Origin of the sequence: Brachybacterium sp. GPGPB12 (genome assembly GCF_038396325.1) — a bacterium.
Classification (GTDB): domain Bacteria; phylum Actinomycetota; class Actinomycetes; order Actinomycetales; family Dermabacteraceae; genus Brachybacterium; species Brachybacterium conglomeratum.
On sequence record NZ_CP149573.1, the window covers coordinates 2,933,301 to 2,950,069 of the forward strand.

Genomic DNA, 16,769 nt, shown 5'->3' on the forward strand with positions numbered 1-16,769 from the left:
CCTCCTCAGGAAGGACCCCCGATGACCGACGACACCACCCCCGCAGAGACCGTCGACCCGGCCGACGAGACCGTCGAGGTGCGCGAGAACCCCGGGAGGAACCGCTTTGACATCCTCGTCGGCGGCCGCCAGGCCGGCTTCTCGATGTTCACCACCCCGGCGGAGAACCCCGATGACCAGCGGATCTTCTACCACACCGTCATCGACGACGCCTTCGGCGGGCGGGGACTGGCCGGCGTGCTCACCCGCGGCGCGCTCGCCGCGAGCGTCGAGCAGGGCAAGCGGATCGTGCCCGTCTGCCCGTACGTCGCGCGCTGGGTCCGCGGCCACGACGACTTCGCGGACTCCGTGGACCGGGTGAAGTCCGTGCACCTCGAGGCCGTGCGCGCCGTGAACACCGAGGCCGACGGCACGGCATCATGAGCTGAGCGACCGTCCGCGCCTCTCACCGCCCGAGAACGCCGCTGTCGTCACGCCCGTCCCGCATGCGACGCTCGGAGATGACTACGCTGATGAAGGGCTCGCGACGGCCCCGGGCACCGCAGCGTGCTCGCAGCACCCGAGGCGAAGGAGCGACCGGAAATGCGCACACCGAGAAACCAGCGATCGGCCGAGGCCGTCGAGGCCTTCACCCGGATCATGGGGCGCAAGCACGTGCTCACCTCGGCGCGTGCCACCGCGCCGTTCACCACGGGCGACCGCTTCGGCGCCGGTGAGGTGCTCGCCGTCTCGCGGCCCGGCTCGCTGGTGGACATGTGGCGGGCACTGCAGGTGTGCGTGGACCACGATCTGATCGTCATCACGCAGGCCGCGAACACGGGGCTCACCGGCGGCTCCGGCCCCGGCGACCAGGACTACGACCGCGACATCGTCATCCTCTCCACGCCGCGGATCGACGGGATCCACCTCATCAACGATGCCCGCGAGGCGATCAGCCTGGCCGGCGCCACCCTGTTCTCGCTCGAGGAGAAGCTCGCCGCGCACGGCCGCGAGCCTCACTCGGTGATCGGCTCGAGCTCCATCGGCGCGACCGTCGTCGGCGGCATCGCGAACAACTCCGGCGGCTCCCAGATGCGCAAGGGCCCCGCCTACACGGAGCAGGCGATCTTCGCCCGCGTCGATGAGGACGGCCGGATTCACCTGGTGAACCACCTCGGGATCGATCTCGGGACCGATCCCACGCACATCCTCGACCGGCTCGAGCGCGGGGACTGGGACGCCGCCGACGTCACCCCGCCGCCGCCCGACTCCACCGGCACCGACTACGCGGACCACGTGCGACAGCTGGCCGACACCCCGGCCCGCTTCAACGCCGACCCGACCTTCCTCCACGAGGCCTCCGGCGGCGCCGGCAAGATCATGGTGTTCGCCGTGCGCACCCGCACCTTCCCGCTCGAGAAGGACAAGGCCACCTTCTACATCGGCACCGACCGCCCTGCCGATCTCGAGGCGCCGCGCCGCCGCATCCTCGCCGCCGACGGCCCGCCGCCGATCTCGGGCGAGTACATGAGCGCGCATGCCTTCGACCTCGCGACCGAGTACGGCAAGGACACCTACGTCTCGCTCAAGCACGCCGGCTCCCGCACGCTGGTGCGCATGTTCGCGCTGAAGGGCTGGGCCAACGGGGTGTTCGCGAAGTCGCCCGGCTTCGGGCCCTCCACCGCCGATGCGATCTCCCAGAAGCTCTTCTCCCTGGTGCCGGAGAAGATCCCGTCCCGGCTCACCGACTACCGCGACCGCTTCGACCATCACCTGCTGCTGGTGGTCAGCGGCGGCGAGCGCGCGGCGACCGCCCAGTCGCTCCGCGAGTTCTTCGCCGGCCCCGAGCACGAGGGCGACTTCTTCGAGTGCGACGCCGACGAGGCCCAGAGCGCGACCCTGATCCGCTTCGGCGTCGCCAGCGCCGCGAGCCGCTACTACGTCATGCACCGTGCCGAGGCCTCGGCGATGGTCACCTTCGATGTGGCCCTGCGCCGGGACGACGAGGACTGGCTGGAGCGCCTGCCCGAGGAGATCGCGGACCAACTGCTCGAGAGCGCCTACTTCGGCCATTTCTTCTGCCACGTCCTCCACCAGGACCACGTGGCGAAGAAGGGCGTGGACCCGGTCGCGTTGAAGAAGCGGATGACGCAGGCTGCTGGTGGACCGCGGGGCTGCGGTCCCCGCCGAGCACAATTACGGCCGGATCTACCCGGCCCCCGAGCGCCTGGTCGCCCACTACCGTGAGCTCGACCCGCTGAACATGTTCAACGCCGGGGTGGGGGAGACGTCGGCGAAGAAGGGGTGGGGGTGAGCGGCGCGGCCGGACCGGCCGCGGCCCTCCCTCCTCTCATCGAGCGGCGATCTCCTCGAGCTGAGCAACCCACGCGTCGACGCGCTGAGGGTCGGCCCAGCTGATCTCGACCGAGTTGCGGGCAAGCCGCACGACCTCCTCGCGGCTGAGCTCCTGGGCGATGGCCAGCGCCTCGAGGTTGTCGCCCACGTACCCGCCGAAGTAAGCGGGATCGTCCGAGGCGACCGAGACCTTCAGCCCCTGACGCAGGAGGTCGGTGATCTCCTGACCCTTCATCTGCTCGGTGACGAAGGAGTTCGACAGCGGGCAGCGAGGTGAACCCGATCCCGCGCTCCTTCGCCTCGGCGACCAGGGAGCCGTCCTCGAGGATGTTCGTCCCGTGATCGATGCGCTCCACGCCGATCCTGTGCGAAGACCGTGGCGATGTTCGCGATCGACTGCTCCTGGTCGATGTCGCAGTGCATGGTCAGGCGGTAGCCGGCCTGCTTCGCGGCGTCGAAGACCGCGGCGAACTTCTCAGGCGGATTGCCGCGCTCGTCGGAGTCCAGCCCCACCCCGAGGATCCGGTCTCGATAGGGCAGCGAGGCCGCGAGCGTCTCCTCGGCCGACTCGACGCTGTGATCACGCAGGAAGCACATGATCAGCGCGGCCTCCACGCCGAGGCCCCGTGCCTCCTGCACAGCCGACCAGAGCCCGTCGACCACGGCGGCGAAGGGCACGCCGCGGCTGGTGTGGACCTGCGGGTCGAAGAAGATCTCCGCGCGCACCACTCCGTCGGCGGCGGCGCGTTCGAAGTACGCCATGGCCAGGTCATGGAAGTCCTGCTCGGTGACCAGCACCTCCATGGCGGGGTAGTAGACGGCGAGGAAGCTGGTGAGATCGGTGAAGTCGTACGTCGCACGCACCTGCTCCACCGTGCTCTGCCCGATGTCCACACCGTTGCGGCGGGCCAGCTCGAGCTTCAGCTCAGGCTCGAGGGTGCCCTCGATGTGCAGGTGGAGCTCCGCCTTCGGCAGGGAATCGATGAACGGGCGATCGTAGCTGGGCATGACGGGGTGGTCTCCTCGAGGTCACAGGGCAGGACTCGGCCAGGATAGGAGGCTCGCTGCACTTCAGTGCGGTGCGATCACGGCAGTGCGGGGTCTATCCGTCGATCGGTCAGGTCAGTCCCCGGACGTCTGCATCGCCGAGCCGAGGGGCGCGAGTCCGTGATGCGCCACTCACCCGTCCGACCGCGAGAACCGGTTGGTCATCCCCTCGCTCGCCGTGAACAGCACCTGGCCGAGCGGCGCCTCGGTCGCCTCGCGCACCTGCTCGGCGACCTCGGTGTTCGCCGCGGCGAGCGGCGCGGGCACGTCCTCCTCGGCACCGGCCTCGGCGGCCTTCCCGTCGGCCGCGCGGACGGCGGCGCGGCCGAGCGCCTGGGTGCGCTGCTGGTAGCGCTCGATCAGCGGGATCACCTGGTGGAAGTGCGGATCGGCCAGCGCTGCGATCATCCGCGAGGTCCAGTAGAAGCTGTCGGTGGAGACGGTCTCGCCGGTGGTCGAGAGATAGGCGGGAGCCTCCTCGACGTTCGTGAACATCGGGATCAGCGCCGTGAACGGCAGCGAGGCGTAGGCGATCCACTGCACCGAGCGGTGCGAAGCGGGCAGGTCGCCGCGGACCTGCAGGATCGCCAGCGCGTTGTGGCGGTTGATGCCGATGGGGCGGAAGGCGCGCCGCTCCGCGTCGGTGCCGCGCGAGGAGTAGGGATCGAAGACGGTGCCCTGGTAGTGGGAGGAGAGCACGTCCTTGACGTCCTCGACGGTGAGCGACCGCTCCGGGCGGCGGCTCCAGGGGAGGTCGTCGGCGTCGGGGCTCGCGCCAGGGCGGCCCGCGTCCCAGTCCTCGGCGCGGGGACTGAGGGTGCGCCGCATGTACCAGGCGCGGGGCGTGTTGTAGAGGTGGTCGTGCTCGGTGTGGGAGCCGAAGGCCTCGCGCGGGTTGAACGCCGTGTCGCCGCCGGTGGAGCCGCTGCGAAGGGTGAGGTCGAGGTGGTGCTCCCGCAGGAAGACGCGCAGATCGGGGCTCGCGAGATGGTCACGGCCCGGGCCCTCGGCGTCCTCGAGGTCGAAGGAGTCGATGCCCAGCTGGTTCGGCATCGTCACGTAGTGGTCCTCGGGCACGCGCCGCGCGATCCAGTGGTGCCCGCCGACGGTCTCCAGCCACCAGATGTCCTCGGCGTCGCTGAACGCGATCCCGTTCATCTCGTAGGTGCCGTGCTTCTCGAGGAGAGCGCCGAGCCGCGCGCACGCCCTCGCGGGCCGAGCGGATGTACGGCGACGACGAGCGTCACGAAGTCCTCCTCGCCGAAGCCGCCCGGCGTCTCCCCGTCCCGCTCGACCAGCGGATCCGCGGCCAGCACGCGCGGGTTCGAGGTGATCGTCTCGGTCGCGCTCATCGCGACGTCCGCCGCGTTGATCCCGGCGCGACCCCAGATCCCCTCGTCGGGCAGGGCGTTCGGGATCGCGGTGTAGCGCAGCGGGTTCTCGGGCGCTCGATCGTGCGCCCGCCGAGCACGGAGGTGTAGGTGCGCGGCTGGTCCTCGGGCAAGACCACCACGGCCCGCTTCGGGTCGAAGGCGCCGGCCGAGGAGTCCTCGGTGCGGGCGACGAGCGGGGAGCCGTCGGCGCTCGCACTGCGGCCGACGAGAAGGGTGGTGCAGGGCATGGGCGGGTGACTCCTGGGGTGCGGGGGACGGTGTGCGCTCTCCACCGTAGACCTGCTCCCGGCATAGGGTGGCCCGCACCATGGTGCCGCGTCCGGCGGCGCCGATCCGTCGTGGGGGAGCGGAGCAGTGATGAGACGACGACGCAAGCGACGTGCGCGATTCTCCAAGAGCGAGGGGGCGTCACTTTTCCTGGAGCTGTTCGACCTCATCGCCGGCGTGGCGCGGCTCCTGGGGCGGATCCCGGCGCTGATCCTTCACCTGTTCAACTGAACGCGCAGAACCTCGAGGCAGAGCACAGGACAAGTTCGCCGCTCAGGCGTCGCCCTCCGTCAGGCTCGCCGTCGGCGACCAGTCCGCGCCGAGCAGCCTGCGCCACGTCGGTGAGCCCCTCGGTGTCCCCGCCGACGGTGTCCGAGGCGGCGGCGATCCGCTCCACCATCACCTTGGAGACCTGCTCCTCGACCGTGCCCTCGGCGTAGGCGATGTGCCAGGGAGAGACCTGGTGGTCGCGGTGGGTGCGGCCCGTGACCTGCCGGCCCGCGATGCCGGAGAAGCGGGCCTGATGGAAGATCCCGACCCGCGGCTCCGTGGACGCCTGCTTCCCGCCGGGGAGGGTCTCGCCGGCGTGGAGGCTGATCGAGGCGACGGTGGTGAACACGCACACCGGCGCCTCCCCGGTCTGGAAGCGCGACCGCTCGGCCTCGACGTCGAAGCGGTCCCGGCCGAAGATCGTCGCGACCTCGATCCCCGCGTCCCGCAGGCGCTCCGTGATCGGATCGGCGGCGGTGGTCACGAACTCGACCGAGCAGGCCACCTGCCGCTCCGCCTCGACCTGCTGCGCGATCCACTGCACCGTCGAGTCGACGCGGAGCGACCCCGCCTTCTGCCGGAAGCGCAGCAGCGCCGCCCGACCCTTCGCGGTGTTGCGTCCGCGGCGGGCGAGGTCCATCTCGCGGCAGAACTCGCCCCACTCCGCCTCGTACGCCTCGCGCTCGGCCGGGGTCAGCGCCACCGGCATCCCGGAGATCGGCACCGGCCCCCACGGTGCGGCACGGTGCGAGCATCGCGGCAGGCTCGTCGTCCGTCAGCCAGTGCGCACCCGCGCGAGATCCTCCGCCCGACGAGCAGGATCCGTCGTCCAGGTCGCGCCGTAGCGGCCCTTCTCCAGGCCGACCCCGTGCCGCTCCAGCGCGGAGGTGAAAGTGTTCGCGGGCTCCTTGGCCGAGGCCCAGGCGGTCATCGGCTCCCCGTGCGACTGCGCGTAGGCGGGGGCCAGGTACGGCGACTCGAGCGGGGTGTGTCCGGGCGTCGCCGTCGTCGCGATGACGAAGGGCGCCGCGTCGTGCGAGCGGGTGTGCCCGGAGATCCGCGACCAGAGCGTCCACCGCTTCGTGGTGGTGCGGCGCAGGGCATGCGCCTCGTCGGCGATGATCACGTCCCAGTCGTGGCCTGCGACCTTCTCCAGCCGGTCCCAGGTGATCACCACCCACTCCAGGCCGCTGTCCCCGAGCGCCGTGATCGTGCGGCACCAGTTCCCGATCGTGATCGCCGCCGGCCGGTCCGCGACCACCAGCACCCGCTCCGCACCGCGCAGATCGCCGACGGCGGACGCGCCGAGCACGGCGGAGATCGTCTTGCCGACGCCCGGCTCGTCGGCCAGCAGGAACATCCGCCCGCCCGCCTCCGCACGGGCCGCGATCGCGTCGGCCGCCTCGTACTGGTTCTGCCGCGGCTCGAAGCCGTCGGTCGGCGCCGGGAGCTCGGCGGGGGAGCCGGGGTTGTGGAGGTTCTCCAAGAAGCGGCCCAGCGTGTGCGGGCCGGGGGAGTAGGGAGCCAGATGCGCAGGCAGGATCCGGCCCACGTGCACGTGCATCTTCACGGCCGGATGCCAGGAAGCGCCGTCGACCTGTGTGCCGTAGGGGACGTCGAGGATCCACAGCCGCTCGCCCGGGCCGACGAAGGGGAGCTCGCGCGGAGCGTGGCGGGAGGTGCTCGATGAGCGACGACGTGAGGACCTGCGGCGGCGGGTGGAAGGGGAGCGGCGGGAGGTGGGCACCGCTCGAGGTTAGCGGGGCGCGGCGGCGGGTGCCCCGGCGCTCGGCGTGCTCGGGGACGCCTCGACGGCGATCCGCGCTACCGAGCGGTTCCTGCAGGACGCGCAGGTGGTGGCGTTCCCATGGCACTAGGCAGATGCCGGTGAGAAAGTGGGTGTCCGCACGACCCCATCTCAGGAGGTTCGGACATGAGCAAGCACCCCGCTGTACCACCCCGATGACGACGAGACGAATCCCCACCCGGAGGACCAGGGCATCTCCCCCAGGGTGGCCCGGAGGATCCCGCCGACGCGGGAGTCTCGCGCTCCTCCCAGGACGCCGGCTCCTCGGACACCGATCTCGATGAGCTGAACGACGAGGGCGTCGGCGGCACCGTCGGCTCGAAGGACACCTTCGAGCCGGAGGAGTCCGACGCCTCCCGCCATGCCGGAAGGGGCGACTCGCCGCAGGCATGAGGCCCGCCCGCTGTGAGCGACGATGATCGCTCACAGCGGTGCGTCCGAGGACGGCTTCCGGGTCACCGGGCGGGGCTCGCCCCTGCCACCACGAGATCGACGAGCCGGCGCGGCGCCTCATCGATGTGCTCGCCGTCGATCCGTCTCTGCCGGGAGCGGTTGAGCTCGGCCAGCACCCCGGCGACGATGAGCCGGGCGCCGGCCGCCGCGGCCGCACCGGGCGCCTCTCCGGCAGTGCCGGTCGCACCGTCCCGCGCCGCTCCGATCGCACCGGAAGCGTCGGCCCGGCCGTCCTGCAGGCGCGCGGCGATCTGCTCTTCGAGGCGATCGACGTGGTCGAGGACCCGCCGGCGATGCGGCATGTCCGCACCGAAGAGGATCTCGCGGGCGACCCACGTCGCAAGCTCGGGCCAGCGCCGCATCGCGGTGACGAGCGGCGAGATCAGCTCCGCGATCCGGTCCGCGGTCTCCCCGCCCGCCGTCGCGGTGCCGGGCGCGGCGGGCGCGGCGAACGCAGAGAGCGACGGGGCGGTCGTCGCGTGCTCGTGAGCTCCCCAGAGCGCATCGACGACCATCATGAGCGACTCGACCTTCGTCGCCGCGTACTGGAAGACAGTGCCCTCGGCCACATCCGCCGCGCGCGCGACCTCGCTCATCGAGGTCCGCTCGAAACCGCGCTCCTCGAACAGCGCGCGCGCCGCGGCGAGGATGCGGGCGCGCTTCTCCGCCTTCGCCCGCTCGCGCCTGCCCAGCGCCGCCGAGGGCGCCAGCTCCTTGTCATCCCGAGTTTCCATGCGGCCATTGTAGTCGACTCAATTCTGAGTACACTCAATATTGAGGCCGGGTGATCGGCATCCGGCACGCGTCGGGAAGGATGGATCATGCGCGACACGGCAGGTAACTACGAGGCGTTCGCGCGTCCCCGCCCCGCACAGCACGCGCAGGAGACGAAGGCCTACATCGTCGGCGGCGGGCTGGCCGGGCTCGCGGCGGCCGTCTTCCTGATCCGCGACGCCGGGGTCCCCGGTGCCAATGTCACGATCCTCGAGAAGGACGACATCGCCGGTGGTGCGCTCGACGGCCTCGACGTTCCGGAGAAGGGCTTCGTCATCCGCGGCGGCCGGGAGCTGGAGAACCACATGGAGTGCCTGTGGGACATGATGCGCTCCATCCCCTCCCTTGAGCTCGAGGGCGCCTCCGTGCTCGACGAGTTCTACTGGCTCAACAAGGACGACCCCAACTACTCGCTGCGTCGGGCCACCGTGCGCCAGGGCGAGGACGCGGGCCACGAGGGCCGCTTCGACCTGCCGAAGCGGGCCCAGAAGGACCTGCTCAGGATCTTCCTCGCCGAGCGCGCGGAGATGGAGGGCAAGCGCATCGACGAGGTGATGGGCCGTGAGTTCCTCGACTCGCCGTTCTGGATGTACTGGCGGACGATGTTCGCCTTCGAGGAATGGCACTCCGCGCTCGAGTTCAAGCTCTATCTCCACAGGTTCGTCCACCACATCGGCGGACTGCCCGATTTCTCGGCGCTGAAGTTCACGAAGTACAACCAGTACGAGTCCTTCGTCCTGCCGCTCATGCACTACCTCACCGACCACGGCGTCGTCTTCCAGTCCGGCACCGAGGTCCTCGATGTGGACTTCGCCCACCGCAACGGCGAGATCCGCGCCGCCGCGATCCACTGCCGCCGCGACGGCGCCGAGGAGACCATCGAGCTCGGTGAGCACGACCTCGCGCTGATGACGATCGGCTCGCTGGTGGACAACTCCGATGAGGGCGACCACCACACGGCCGCCGTGCTCGACGAGGCCCCGGCCCCGGCCTGGGACCTGTGGAAGCGCATCGCGAAGAAGGACCCGTCGTTCGGTCGCCCGGAGGTCTTCTGCTCCTCGATCGAGGAGACGAAGTGGGAGTCGGCCACCGTCACCACGCTCGATCAGCGCATCCCGGCCTACATCGAGCGCATCGCCCAGCGCGATCCGTTCAGCGGCCGCGTGGTCACCGGCGGCATCGTCACCGCCGAGGACTCCTCCTGGCTCGCTGAGCTGGACGGTCAACCGCCAGCCGCACTTCAAGAAGCGACCGAAGGATCAGATCGTCGTCTGGGTCTACGGCCTGTTCGTCGACGTCGACGGCGACTACGTGAAGAAGCCCCTGTCGCAGTGCACCGGTGAGGAGATCACCCAGGAATGGCTCTACCACCTGGGAGTGCCCGTGGAGGAGATCCCTGAGCTCGCGGCGACCGGCGCCCGGTGCGTGCCGGTGATGATGCCCTACGTGACGAGCTTCTTCATGCCCCGCCGCGCTGGGGATCGGCCTCGGGTCGTCCCGGAGGGCGCCCAGAACTTCGCGTTCCTCGGGCAGTTCGCGGAGACCGGCCGCGACACGATCTTCACCACCGAGTACTCCGCGCGCACCGGCATGGAGGCCGTCTACGAGCTTCTCGACGTGGAGCGCGGCGTGCCGGAGACCTGGGGCTCCACGTACGACGTGCGCGACCTCCTCGAGGCCTCGGCGCGCATGCGCGACGGCAAGAAGGTGGAGATCCCCGGCCCGGCCGCGCCGCGCAGCTACCTGCGCGACAGGCTCGAGCACGGAGAGATCGGCCAGCTCCTCGAGGAGCACGGCCTGATCTGAGCCTCGCGCCCGCCGGCCGGGCGTGCCTCGGGCGGTCCCGGGGCGCGCCCGGATCGCTTGCGCGTGTGCTCGGGGAGGTGCCGAGCGCCTTGTTCCAGAGCTCTGCACCGCTGTTCTGGAGGGGCGCGGCTCGGCCTGCGCCGGTCGGCTCGTCGGTTTCCAGAGGTACCGCGTCCCCGGAACGGTAGAGCCCGCGAGCGTCGCGCCACGGACCACTCCCGAAGCACCGACGGTCGATCGACAGCCCCGGGCAGGTTGCCCAGGACTGTCGATCGGTGAGCCTTGTCAGCTCGACGGCCGGCTTGCCTCGCCGGCGACGCCTTTCACGACGGGCGAGCCCTCCCCCGACGCAGTGCGGGCGACGTCAGGGAGCCGAGGCTCACTCGAGCCTCCGCGCGGCGGCGGAGACCGTGTCCTCGGACTGGAAGGACGCGAGAACGGTCTCTTCGGTCGTCTCGAGGACAGAGGGGAGGCCGGGCACACGCATGTTGACGCGTCGTTCTCCCGCGGGCATGTTCCGCTCCATCTCGGCCAGGACGCTCTCCCCGTCCCAGACGAAGAGCTTCGTCGCTCCCTTCACCGGGGCATGGACCACTGCCGTGATGCGGTCCTTCTTCCTCTCCACCGACACGATCTCCAGATGGGGGCTGGTGGGGCTGTGGCCGCCGAGCGGCACACGGTCCCCGGCGCTCTGGATGATCGACAGCGGCGAGTCCACCGACCGAGCTGCGGTCGACGGAAGCACGGCGTCCTTCGGCTCGGAGCCCGCATCCTCCAGCCCTTCGAGAGAGACCTGCCCCCATCGCCAAGGGTCCGCGCGCACGCCGGCGAACGTGGACCAGCCGACCCGCACCTGCGCCGCCTGATTCTGGGTGTCGGAGTCGTTGATCAGGACGTTGAAACCCATGTGGCGAGGATCGATGGCGTCCGGGAGCACGTCGAAGGGGATCTTGACCTCGAGGTCGTAGCCCGAGTACTCCTCCTCGTTGTCCGCCATGGTCACGGCGACCTCCATGCCCGGTGCGGTCTCCTCGGCGACTCCCTGGTGATTGTCGCGGTCCCGACCTGCTCCGGGCGGTCCGGTCATCGAGCCCATCGAGGGCATGATCCCGGCGATGAACGTCTCCGCGGTGTTCGCAGCGTTCCCCCGCGGGTCCACGTAGATCTCCACGGAATCAGTGCGACGCTGACGCTTGTTGTCGTCGACGGGCAGGATGGTGCCCCTCACATCGTCGGTGACGGAGACGAAGACGTAGAGGTTCTCGTCGTCGAAGGTGAGCCAGCAGTCGCCGCTCACTGACTCCGTGGTCCTGCCTGCAGCGCTGACCGGGTCCCAGATCGTGTCGACGGGGATCGGCTCGCCGGCGACGAACTCGTAGCGTTCAGGGGCGACCTCCAGGTGGGCCCCCAGCGGCAGGCCCCCGTCGATCGGCAGGGTGGCGCCGCGCAGGGCGGCGCCGCCGCCGCTCGTCGGATCCACCAGAGGCGTTCGCGTGTGCAGCAGCGTCATCCACGTGCTCGCGATCTTCTCCGGATCTGACGGACTGCCCTCGCGCTCAGCCCACCCTGCGTCTCGTAGGTCCAGATAGCCTCATCCTTGACCGCAGACCACCGTTTGCCGTGAGCTTCGCTCGGAGTGCCGTCCCAGCGACCGAACACGAGGTCGCTCTCGACGGTCGGGACGTAGCCCTCGGCCACGCTGTCGGGACCGGTCGTGCCGGTGCCGTTCGCCCCGCTCCGCAGGATGCGCTGCGGTGTCCACGCAGCGAAGCCCTCCTCGAGATGCTCGGGGGACACGGACGGGTCGCCGGAGCAGAGATACGCCTCGAGGGCGTACCTCGCCGCCTGCTGGTGGTTGCCGTGGTTGCCCTCGACGGCCGAGGGATTCATGGTCACGATGATCTCCGGGCGGGTCGCGCGCACCACGCGCACGATGCGGCCGAGCAGCTCCTCCTCGCCCCACACCTCCCGAGAAAGGGGTGCGCTGGCGGTGTAGAAGAAATCGAGGGCGTCGAGATTGTAGATGTGCTCGATGCCTGCGAGTCCGACGGCATCTCGCTCCTCCGCCTCGCGGATGAGTCCCAGCGCGGGCCCCTCCTCGAGCCCGACGGCGTTTCCGCCGCCCTCACCGCGCGTCGCGGTGATGACGCCGGCCTTCATGTCGTGGAGCTCGCCCCACTGTCCGAGCGCCGCCGTGGACGGCGGCGCTCACCGTGCACGCGACCGTGCACCGGTCCCTGCCCCGCGGCGTGCAGTCCACCATCGCCTCGAGCGTGGGGGTGCTGGTCTCCTTCGCGATCGGGGCCCTCCTGGGCGTGAGCGTGTGGACGTTCGCGCTGGCACTGCTGGTGGGTCTGCTGGGCGCCCGGATTACCGGCCCTTCGCAGATGAGGGGGTAGCTGCGGAGTGTGGGGTGGGCGCGTCGGTGCCGGGATAGACGTCGAGGTCTCCCGATGATGGAAGTTCTGACGCTCGCCATCTGGAAGACCTCGACGTGCCTAACGCTACCTTCGCCGACCCCGATCTGACGACCTTCACGCGCTTGGAGGAGCTCGACCTCGTCGCTGTCGGTCAGTGGCTCACGACCGAGCGGGCGGTGCTCGAGTGTCGGCTCGCTGAGGAGGATCCGTGGTGCCGCGCCTGCGGAGCACGGGCGACCTCGCGCGGCACGATCACTCGTCGCCTTGCCCATGAACCTTTCGGCCACCGCCCCACGACGTCGCTGGTGCGGATCCGGCGTTACCGGTGTGATCACTGCGGGAACCGGTGGCGCGAGGACACCACTCGCGCGAGACCCGAGCGGGCGAAGCTCTCTCGCGGCGGGATGCGGTGGGCACTGGAAGCCCTGGTCATCGATCACCTCACGATCGCAAGGATCGCCGCCGGGCTCGGGGTTGCCTGGCACACCGCCAACGACGCCGTCCTGGCTGAGGGCCAGCGGGCGCGCTGATCGATGACCCAGCCCGCTTCGACGCCGTCCGCGTGATCGGTGTTGACGAGCACGTCTGGCGCCACACCCGGCGCGGCGACAAGTACGTCACCGTGATCATCGACCTCACCCCAGCCAGGGACAAGACCGGCCCGGCGAGGTCGCTGGACATGATCCCCGGCCGCTCCAAAGCGGCGTTCAAGGCCTGGCTCGAGGCCCGCCCCAAGGCATGGAAGGACCGCATCGAGGTAGTGGTGATGGACGGGTTCACCGGATACAAGACCGCCACCGGCGAGGTCCTCCCAGGCGCGGTCGCGGTCATGGATCCCTTCCACGTCGTCCGCCTCGCCGGAGACGCACTGGACGACTGCCCACGACGCGTCCAGCAGCAGCTCCACAAGCGCAGGGGCCGCAAGGACGACCCCCTCTACAAGAGTCGCCGCACCCTCCACACCGGCACCAAGGCGCTGACCGACCGCCAATGCCAGCGTCTCAGCGACCTGTTCGAGCGAGAGAAGCACGTTGCGGTCGAGGTGACCTGGGAGATCTACCAGGCGATGGTCGCCGCCTACCGAGAACCCGACCGGGCGAAAGCCAAAGCGAAGATGGGTAAGCTCATCACCGCGCTGAGCAAGCGCGTCCCGGACGCCTTGCCCGAGCTGGCCAAGCTCGGCCGAACACTGACGAAACGCGCAACCGACGTGCTGGCCTTCTTCGACCGACCGGGCACCAGCAACGGTCCGACAGAGGCGATCAACGGCCGGCTCGAACACCTCCGCGGCTCCGCCCTCGGGTTCCGCAACCTCACCCACTACATCGCCCGCGACCTCCTCGAAGCAGGAGGCTTCAGACCCCACCTACACCCTCAAATGCGATGAGCCCGTTTGGGTTCCCACCGCCGTGCCGAGGAGTCGGGAAGCGCGAGCAGGCCCATCCAGGCAGTGATTTCGCTGGCCAGAGCGATGATCTGGCACCAGATCCGGTTCTGGGCGAAGGATTTCAGCGGCAGGTTCCGTAAGCCAGCGTCTTTCGCGGCCCGGATCCGGTCCTCGCATCGCGCCCGGCGGCGGTGACGGACCTCGAGGTCAGCCAGCTGCCCTCGGGTGGTGTTGGTCGCGAAGGCGGTCAGCCGGTAACCGTCGACGTCCTCGAACCGCAGCTGCGCCCCGGGGTGCGGTCGCTCGCGGCGGACGATGACCCGCATCTCCTCAGGCCAGTCCTTGAGGTCCAGCAGTTCGGTCAGCTCGGCCACGTCCGCCCCTTCTCGTGGGGTGCCGTCGGGGTCATAGGCCGGCTCCCAGACATGTTCGGGGATGATCCGATAGACCTCCGGGGTGTTGGCGGGCAACGTGAATCCCACCGAGTACGAGACCCGGCGTTTGACCAGCTCCTCGATGGTTTTCTTGGTGGAGCCGGCACCGTCGATCCGGATCAGCACCTTCTTCCCCGGCCTGGGCCCCAGCCCTACTTGGACCAGCGCCTGTCTGATCACGGTCTTGTGGTCAGCGACCGTGTTGGAGCCCGCGTTCCCGGGCCGGAGCAGGCAGGTCAGCATCTCCCCACCACTGACTTTGCCGTGGTCGGCGAAGGCCAGGGGATGGAACCCGAATCCCTTCTTGAACGTCGCTCGTGCGTTCTCCTTCTCGCTATGAGCTGTCACGAGGGTGGCGTCGAGATCGATGACCAGCGGGTTCTTCGCGGTGACGTGATGGCTCGGGGCATGGTCGCCGGCCCGAGCCCACGCCGCCTCGCGGGCGCGGCGCCGGGCGGTGTTGATCGCGCGTTCGGCGCGATCGACATCGCTGGCCAGGAGCGCGAGCAGGCGAGAGATCGTGGGATCCGAGGCCACCTGACCGTAGACGTCCGGCTCGGCCCGCACCGCGGCGACGTCGGCCAGGCAGTCCCCGCCCTCAGCCAGTGTCAGCGCGAGGTCGAGCAGGATCTTGCCTGGATCATGCCGCGCCAACGGGCGCCGCCACGGTCCCAGCGCTTGCGACAGGGCCCGGTCCAGGCCGGTGGCGCGGACCGTCTCGGTCAGCGACACCCCACCCGCCTGCCCCACCGCCGCACTCGGTGCGACATCAACCTGCACCCGCGGATACAACCCGGTAGTGTTCACCCTGAAGGTGCTCCTTCGACCTTGGAGAATTGGACCCTAAGCAAGCCCTATTCTTCCAGGTCAGGAGCACCTTTCCGCGTCTACGGCCACCCCTCGGACACCTCAACGATGAAAGCCCGAGGCTAGCTGTAGGCGGTCTCGCCATGGCAACCGCCGACCGTCCCCGCACACCAGGGACTGCCGCACCGGTAGGTGACGTTGACCTATCGGTGCGGCAGTCCCAAATCCGTGGACCATGATGCTCGCCGTTCGAGGAGACCGGCCCATGGCTCCAGCGCCACCCATCGTGCCGGTTCGGGGGCCCGTTCCTTGATCCCCGGCCCGGTGACTACAACGTCGTGACCCACTACAACTAGCATCGAAGCATGTCCCGCCGCCCCGATGACGTGAGCGGCTTCGTCACCGCGCTCCTGCCATCCCTGTCGCGGAGCCTCGCAGAGCAGTTCAATGTTTTCCGGGTGATGCATCACGGGACGCACGAGAAGCGGCTCTCCAATGTCTTCGCGTGGCTGTTCACGATCGACGCGACTCATGAGCTCGGCGATGCGGCCCAGCGCATCTTCCTCGACCTGGTCAACGATTCCCTTCCTCCTGGCGACCAGTCGCCCGTGACCGGATACCGGGTGACCTAGGAGGTCGACACTCGCGGTGATGAGGAGGTCGACGGCGGCGAGGTCGGCATGGACATCGCCGACATCCTCCTCACCCGGGATGACGCGGCAGTCGTCATCGAGAACTACGAGATCTCCGACGGCCATGGCCATGGCTACGCCCGGTATCGCGAGCACGCCATCTCCACCGGAGGGGCCGGCGCGGTGGTCCTGCTCTGTCAGCGGCGCGAGGTCGCCCTCCAGCAGAACGGCTGGGAGGAGGCCGTCGTCGTGACCTATGCCGAGGTCCTCGAGAGGCTCCGGGAGCACGTAGTCCGGGACGAGCGATGGGTCCACGCGCACCCGGAGCAAGACTTCTTCATCCAGCAGATGGTTCACCAGTTCGTGGAAGGTCCAGCCGCAGTGAGTCTCGACGATCAGATCGACTTCATCAAGGGCATGTGCGACGCAGGGGAGTCGGCGCGTTACGGCGACTCCTCGAAGGAGGAAGTCGCCCAGAAGTTCGCCGACATCGTCGCCGCCCATGCTCATCGGCAGTTCGAGGACGGCCGACGGACTCTCGCCCGGGTGAAGGCTTCACTGAGGCGATTCGCGAGCACGACTCTGGTGAAGCGGCTCGAGAACGCGCCGGACGGCGCGAGGCTGGAGACAGTGGGCAGCAACACCAGGGGGCTCTGGTTGTGGGGGCTCTCCCTTCAACGACCCGCCCCGAATCGCACCCTCCACCTCGTGTTCGGGCCGACGGCCGCTCACGTGCTGGCGCACCTCTCCGAAGTGGACGTCGATCCCGACTATTCACGGATCTTCGTGACCTATCCGGCCGCTGACGTACGCCATGCGGGGCACATCATTCAGACGGACGTGCGACTCGACGAAGTCATCAAAGGTCTGGCAAGCGATGACGTGAGACTGCGCGACGCCGTGCTCGCTCTGAGCGCGGCGTAGCGGAGACCGGAGG

General features: G+C 69.5%; 15 protein-coding genes and 5 pseudogenes. 9 read left to right on the top strand and 11 right to left on the bottom strand.

The annotated features are described in order from the left end of the window. The first annotated feature begins 21 nt into the window (after positions 1-21). From WKH84_RS17090 to WKH84_RS17100, 3 genes are all read left to right on the top strand, one after another. Positions 22-423, top strand: a complete 402-nt coding sequence (locus WKH84_RS17090; protein ID WP_341854519.1) for a GNAT family N-acetyltransferase — start codon at positions 22-24, stop codon at positions 421-423. Between the two features lie 159 nt (positions 424-582). After that, entirely contained in the window at positions 583-2,226 is a 1,644-nt protein-coding gene (dld, locus tag WKH84_RS17095) for a D-lactate dehydrogenase (RefSeq protein ID WP_341854520.1), read from the top strand. After that, positions 2,186-2,293 carry a hypothetical protein gene (locus WKH84_RS17100; protein WP_341856942.1) on the top strand — a complete coding sequence of 36 codons (108 nt, stop codon included), beginning with the start codon at positions 2,186-2,188 and terminating at the stop codon, positions 2,291-2,293. Before dld ends, WKH84_RS17100 begins: the two co-directional genes overlap by 41 nt. 36 nt (positions 2,294-2,329) lie before the next feature. Here WKH84_RS17100 and WKH84_RS17105 read toward each other — a convergent pair whose 3' ends face one another. The 5 genes and pseudogenes from WKH84_RS17105 to WKH84_RS17125 all read right to left on the bottom strand — a co-directional run bounded on the left by WKH84_RS17105 (position 2,330) and on the right by WKH84_RS17125 (position 5,002). Continuing rightward, on the bottom strand, positions 2,330-2,569 hold the full coding sequence (locus WKH84_RS17105) for a hypothetical protein (RefSeq protein WP_341854521.1): 240 nt from the start codon (positions 2,567-2,569) through the stop codon (positions 2,330-2,332). Next, positions 2,566-3,342: a hypothetical protein gene (locus tag WKH84_RS17110; protein ID WP_341854522.1), complete on the bottom strand. Its 777-nt coding sequence runs from the start codon at positions 3,340-3,342 to the stop codon at positions 2,566-2,568. Before WKH84_RS17110 ends, WKH84_RS17105 begins: the two co-directional genes overlap by 4 nt. Positions 3,343-3,513: 171 nt before the next feature. Next, a pseudogene (locus WKH84_RS17115) lies at positions 3,514-4,545 on the bottom strand (C69 family dipeptidase); the annotation flags it as partial. Further along, positions 4,536-4,814 carry a C69 family dipeptidase gene (locus WKH84_RS17120; protein ID WP_341856943.1) on the bottom strand — a complete coding sequence of 93 codons (279 nt, stop codon included), beginning with the start codon at positions 4,812-4,814 and terminating at the stop codon, positions 4,536-4,538. The gene WKH84_RS17120 and the pseudogene WKH84_RS17115, both read right to left, overlap by 10 nt. After that, complete coding sequence (locus WKH84_RS17125) at positions 4,730-5,002, bottom strand: C69 family dipeptidase (protein ID WP_341854523.1); 273 nt, start codon at positions 5,000-5,002, stop codon at positions 4,730-4,732. The genes WKH84_RS17120 and WKH84_RS17125 overlap by 85 nt, the downstream gene beginning before the upstream one ends. Positions 5,003-5,132: 130 nt before the next feature. Here WKH84_RS17125 and WKH84_RS17130 point away from each other — a divergent pair, with 130 nt between their 5' ends. Further along, on the top strand, positions 5,133-5,273 hold the full coding sequence (locus WKH84_RS17130; protein ID WP_259813060.1) for a hypothetical protein: 141 nt from the start codon (positions 5,133-5,135) through the stop codon (positions 5,271-5,273). On the opposite strand, the gene WKH84_RS17135 is transcribed toward WKH84_RS17130, so the two are convergent. From WKH84_RS17135 to WKH84_RS17145, 3 genes are all read right to left on the bottom strand, one after another. Next, positions 5,266-6,036 (bottom strand): hypothetical protein, encoded by a 771-nt coding sequence (locus WKH84_RS17135; protein WP_341854524.1) that lies wholly within the window; start codon positions 6,034-6,036, stop codon positions 5,266-5,268. The two genes, WKH84_RS17130 and WKH84_RS17135, sit on opposite strands and share 8 nt — an antisense overlap. Positions 6,037-6,087: 51 nt before the next feature. Continuing rightward, positions 6,088-7,059 (bottom strand): hypothetical protein, encoded by a 972-nt coding sequence (locus tag WKH84_RS17140; protein WP_341854525.1) that lies wholly within the window; start codon positions 7,057-7,059, stop codon positions 6,088-6,090. 515 nt (positions 7,060-7,574) lie between these two features. Next, complete coding sequence (locus WKH84_RS17145) at positions 7,575-8,306, bottom strand: helix-turn-helix domain-containing protein (RefSeq protein WP_341854526.1); 732 nt, start codon at positions 8,304-8,306, stop codon at positions 7,575-7,577. Between the two features lie 87 nt (positions 8,307-8,393). On the opposite strand from WKH84_RS17145, the pseudogene WKH84_RS17150 reads away from it, so the two are divergent. Next, positions 8,394-10,152: pseudogene (locus WKH84_RS17150) on the top strand (oleate hydratase). Positions 10,153-10,531: 379 nt separating this feature from the next. Here the strand turns inward: WKH84_RS17150 and WKH84_RS17155 are convergent. Further along, on the bottom strand, positions 10,532-11,662 hold the full coding sequence (locus WKH84_RS17155; RefSeq protein WP_341854527.1) for a sugar-binding protein: 1,131 nt from the start codon (positions 11,660-11,662) through the stop codon (positions 10,532-10,534). After that, positions 11,659-12,312, bottom strand: a complete 654-nt coding sequence (locus WKH84_RS17160; RefSeq protein ID WP_341854528.1) for a PIG-L family deacetylase — start codon at positions 12,310-12,312, stop codon at positions 11,659-11,661. The genes WKH84_RS17155 and WKH84_RS17160 overlap by 4 nt, the downstream gene beginning before the upstream one ends. A gap of 50 nt (positions 12,313-12,362) precedes the next feature. Between WKH84_RS17160 and WKH84_RS17165 the strand changes: the two are divergent. Together WKH84_RS17165 and WKH84_RS17170 are read left to right on the top strand one after the other, a co-directional pair. Next, positions 12,363-12,551, top strand: a pseudogene (locus tag WKH84_RS17165) (hypothetical protein); the annotation flags it as partial. Between the two features lie 95 nt (positions 12,552-12,646). After that, positions 12,647-13,959, top strand: a pseudogene (locus WKH84_RS17170) (ISL3 family transposase). A 2-nt stretch (positions 13,960-13,961) separates the two neighbouring features. Here the strand turns inward: WKH84_RS17170 and WKH84_RS17175 are convergent. Beyond that, positions 13,962-15,200: pseudogene (locus tag WKH84_RS17175) on the bottom strand (IS1380 family transposase); the annotation flags it as partial. 365 nt (positions 15,201-15,565) lie between these two features. Between WKH84_RS17175 and WKH84_RS17180 the strand changes: the two are divergent. Both WKH84_RS17180 and WKH84_RS17185 read left to right on the top strand, forming a co-directional pair. After that, complete coding sequence (locus WKH84_RS17180) at positions 15,566-15,832, top strand: PD-(D/E)XK nuclease family protein (RefSeq protein WP_341854529.1); 267 nt, start codon at positions 15,566-15,568, stop codon at positions 15,830-15,832. Positions 15,833-15,880: 48 nt separating this feature from the next. Next, positions 15,881-16,756 (top strand): hypothetical protein, encoded by an 876-nt coding sequence (locus WKH84_RS17185; RefSeq protein WP_341854530.1) that lies wholly within the window; start codon positions 15,881-15,883, stop codon positions 16,754-16,756. Positions 16,757-16,769 lie beyond the last annotated feature (13 nt).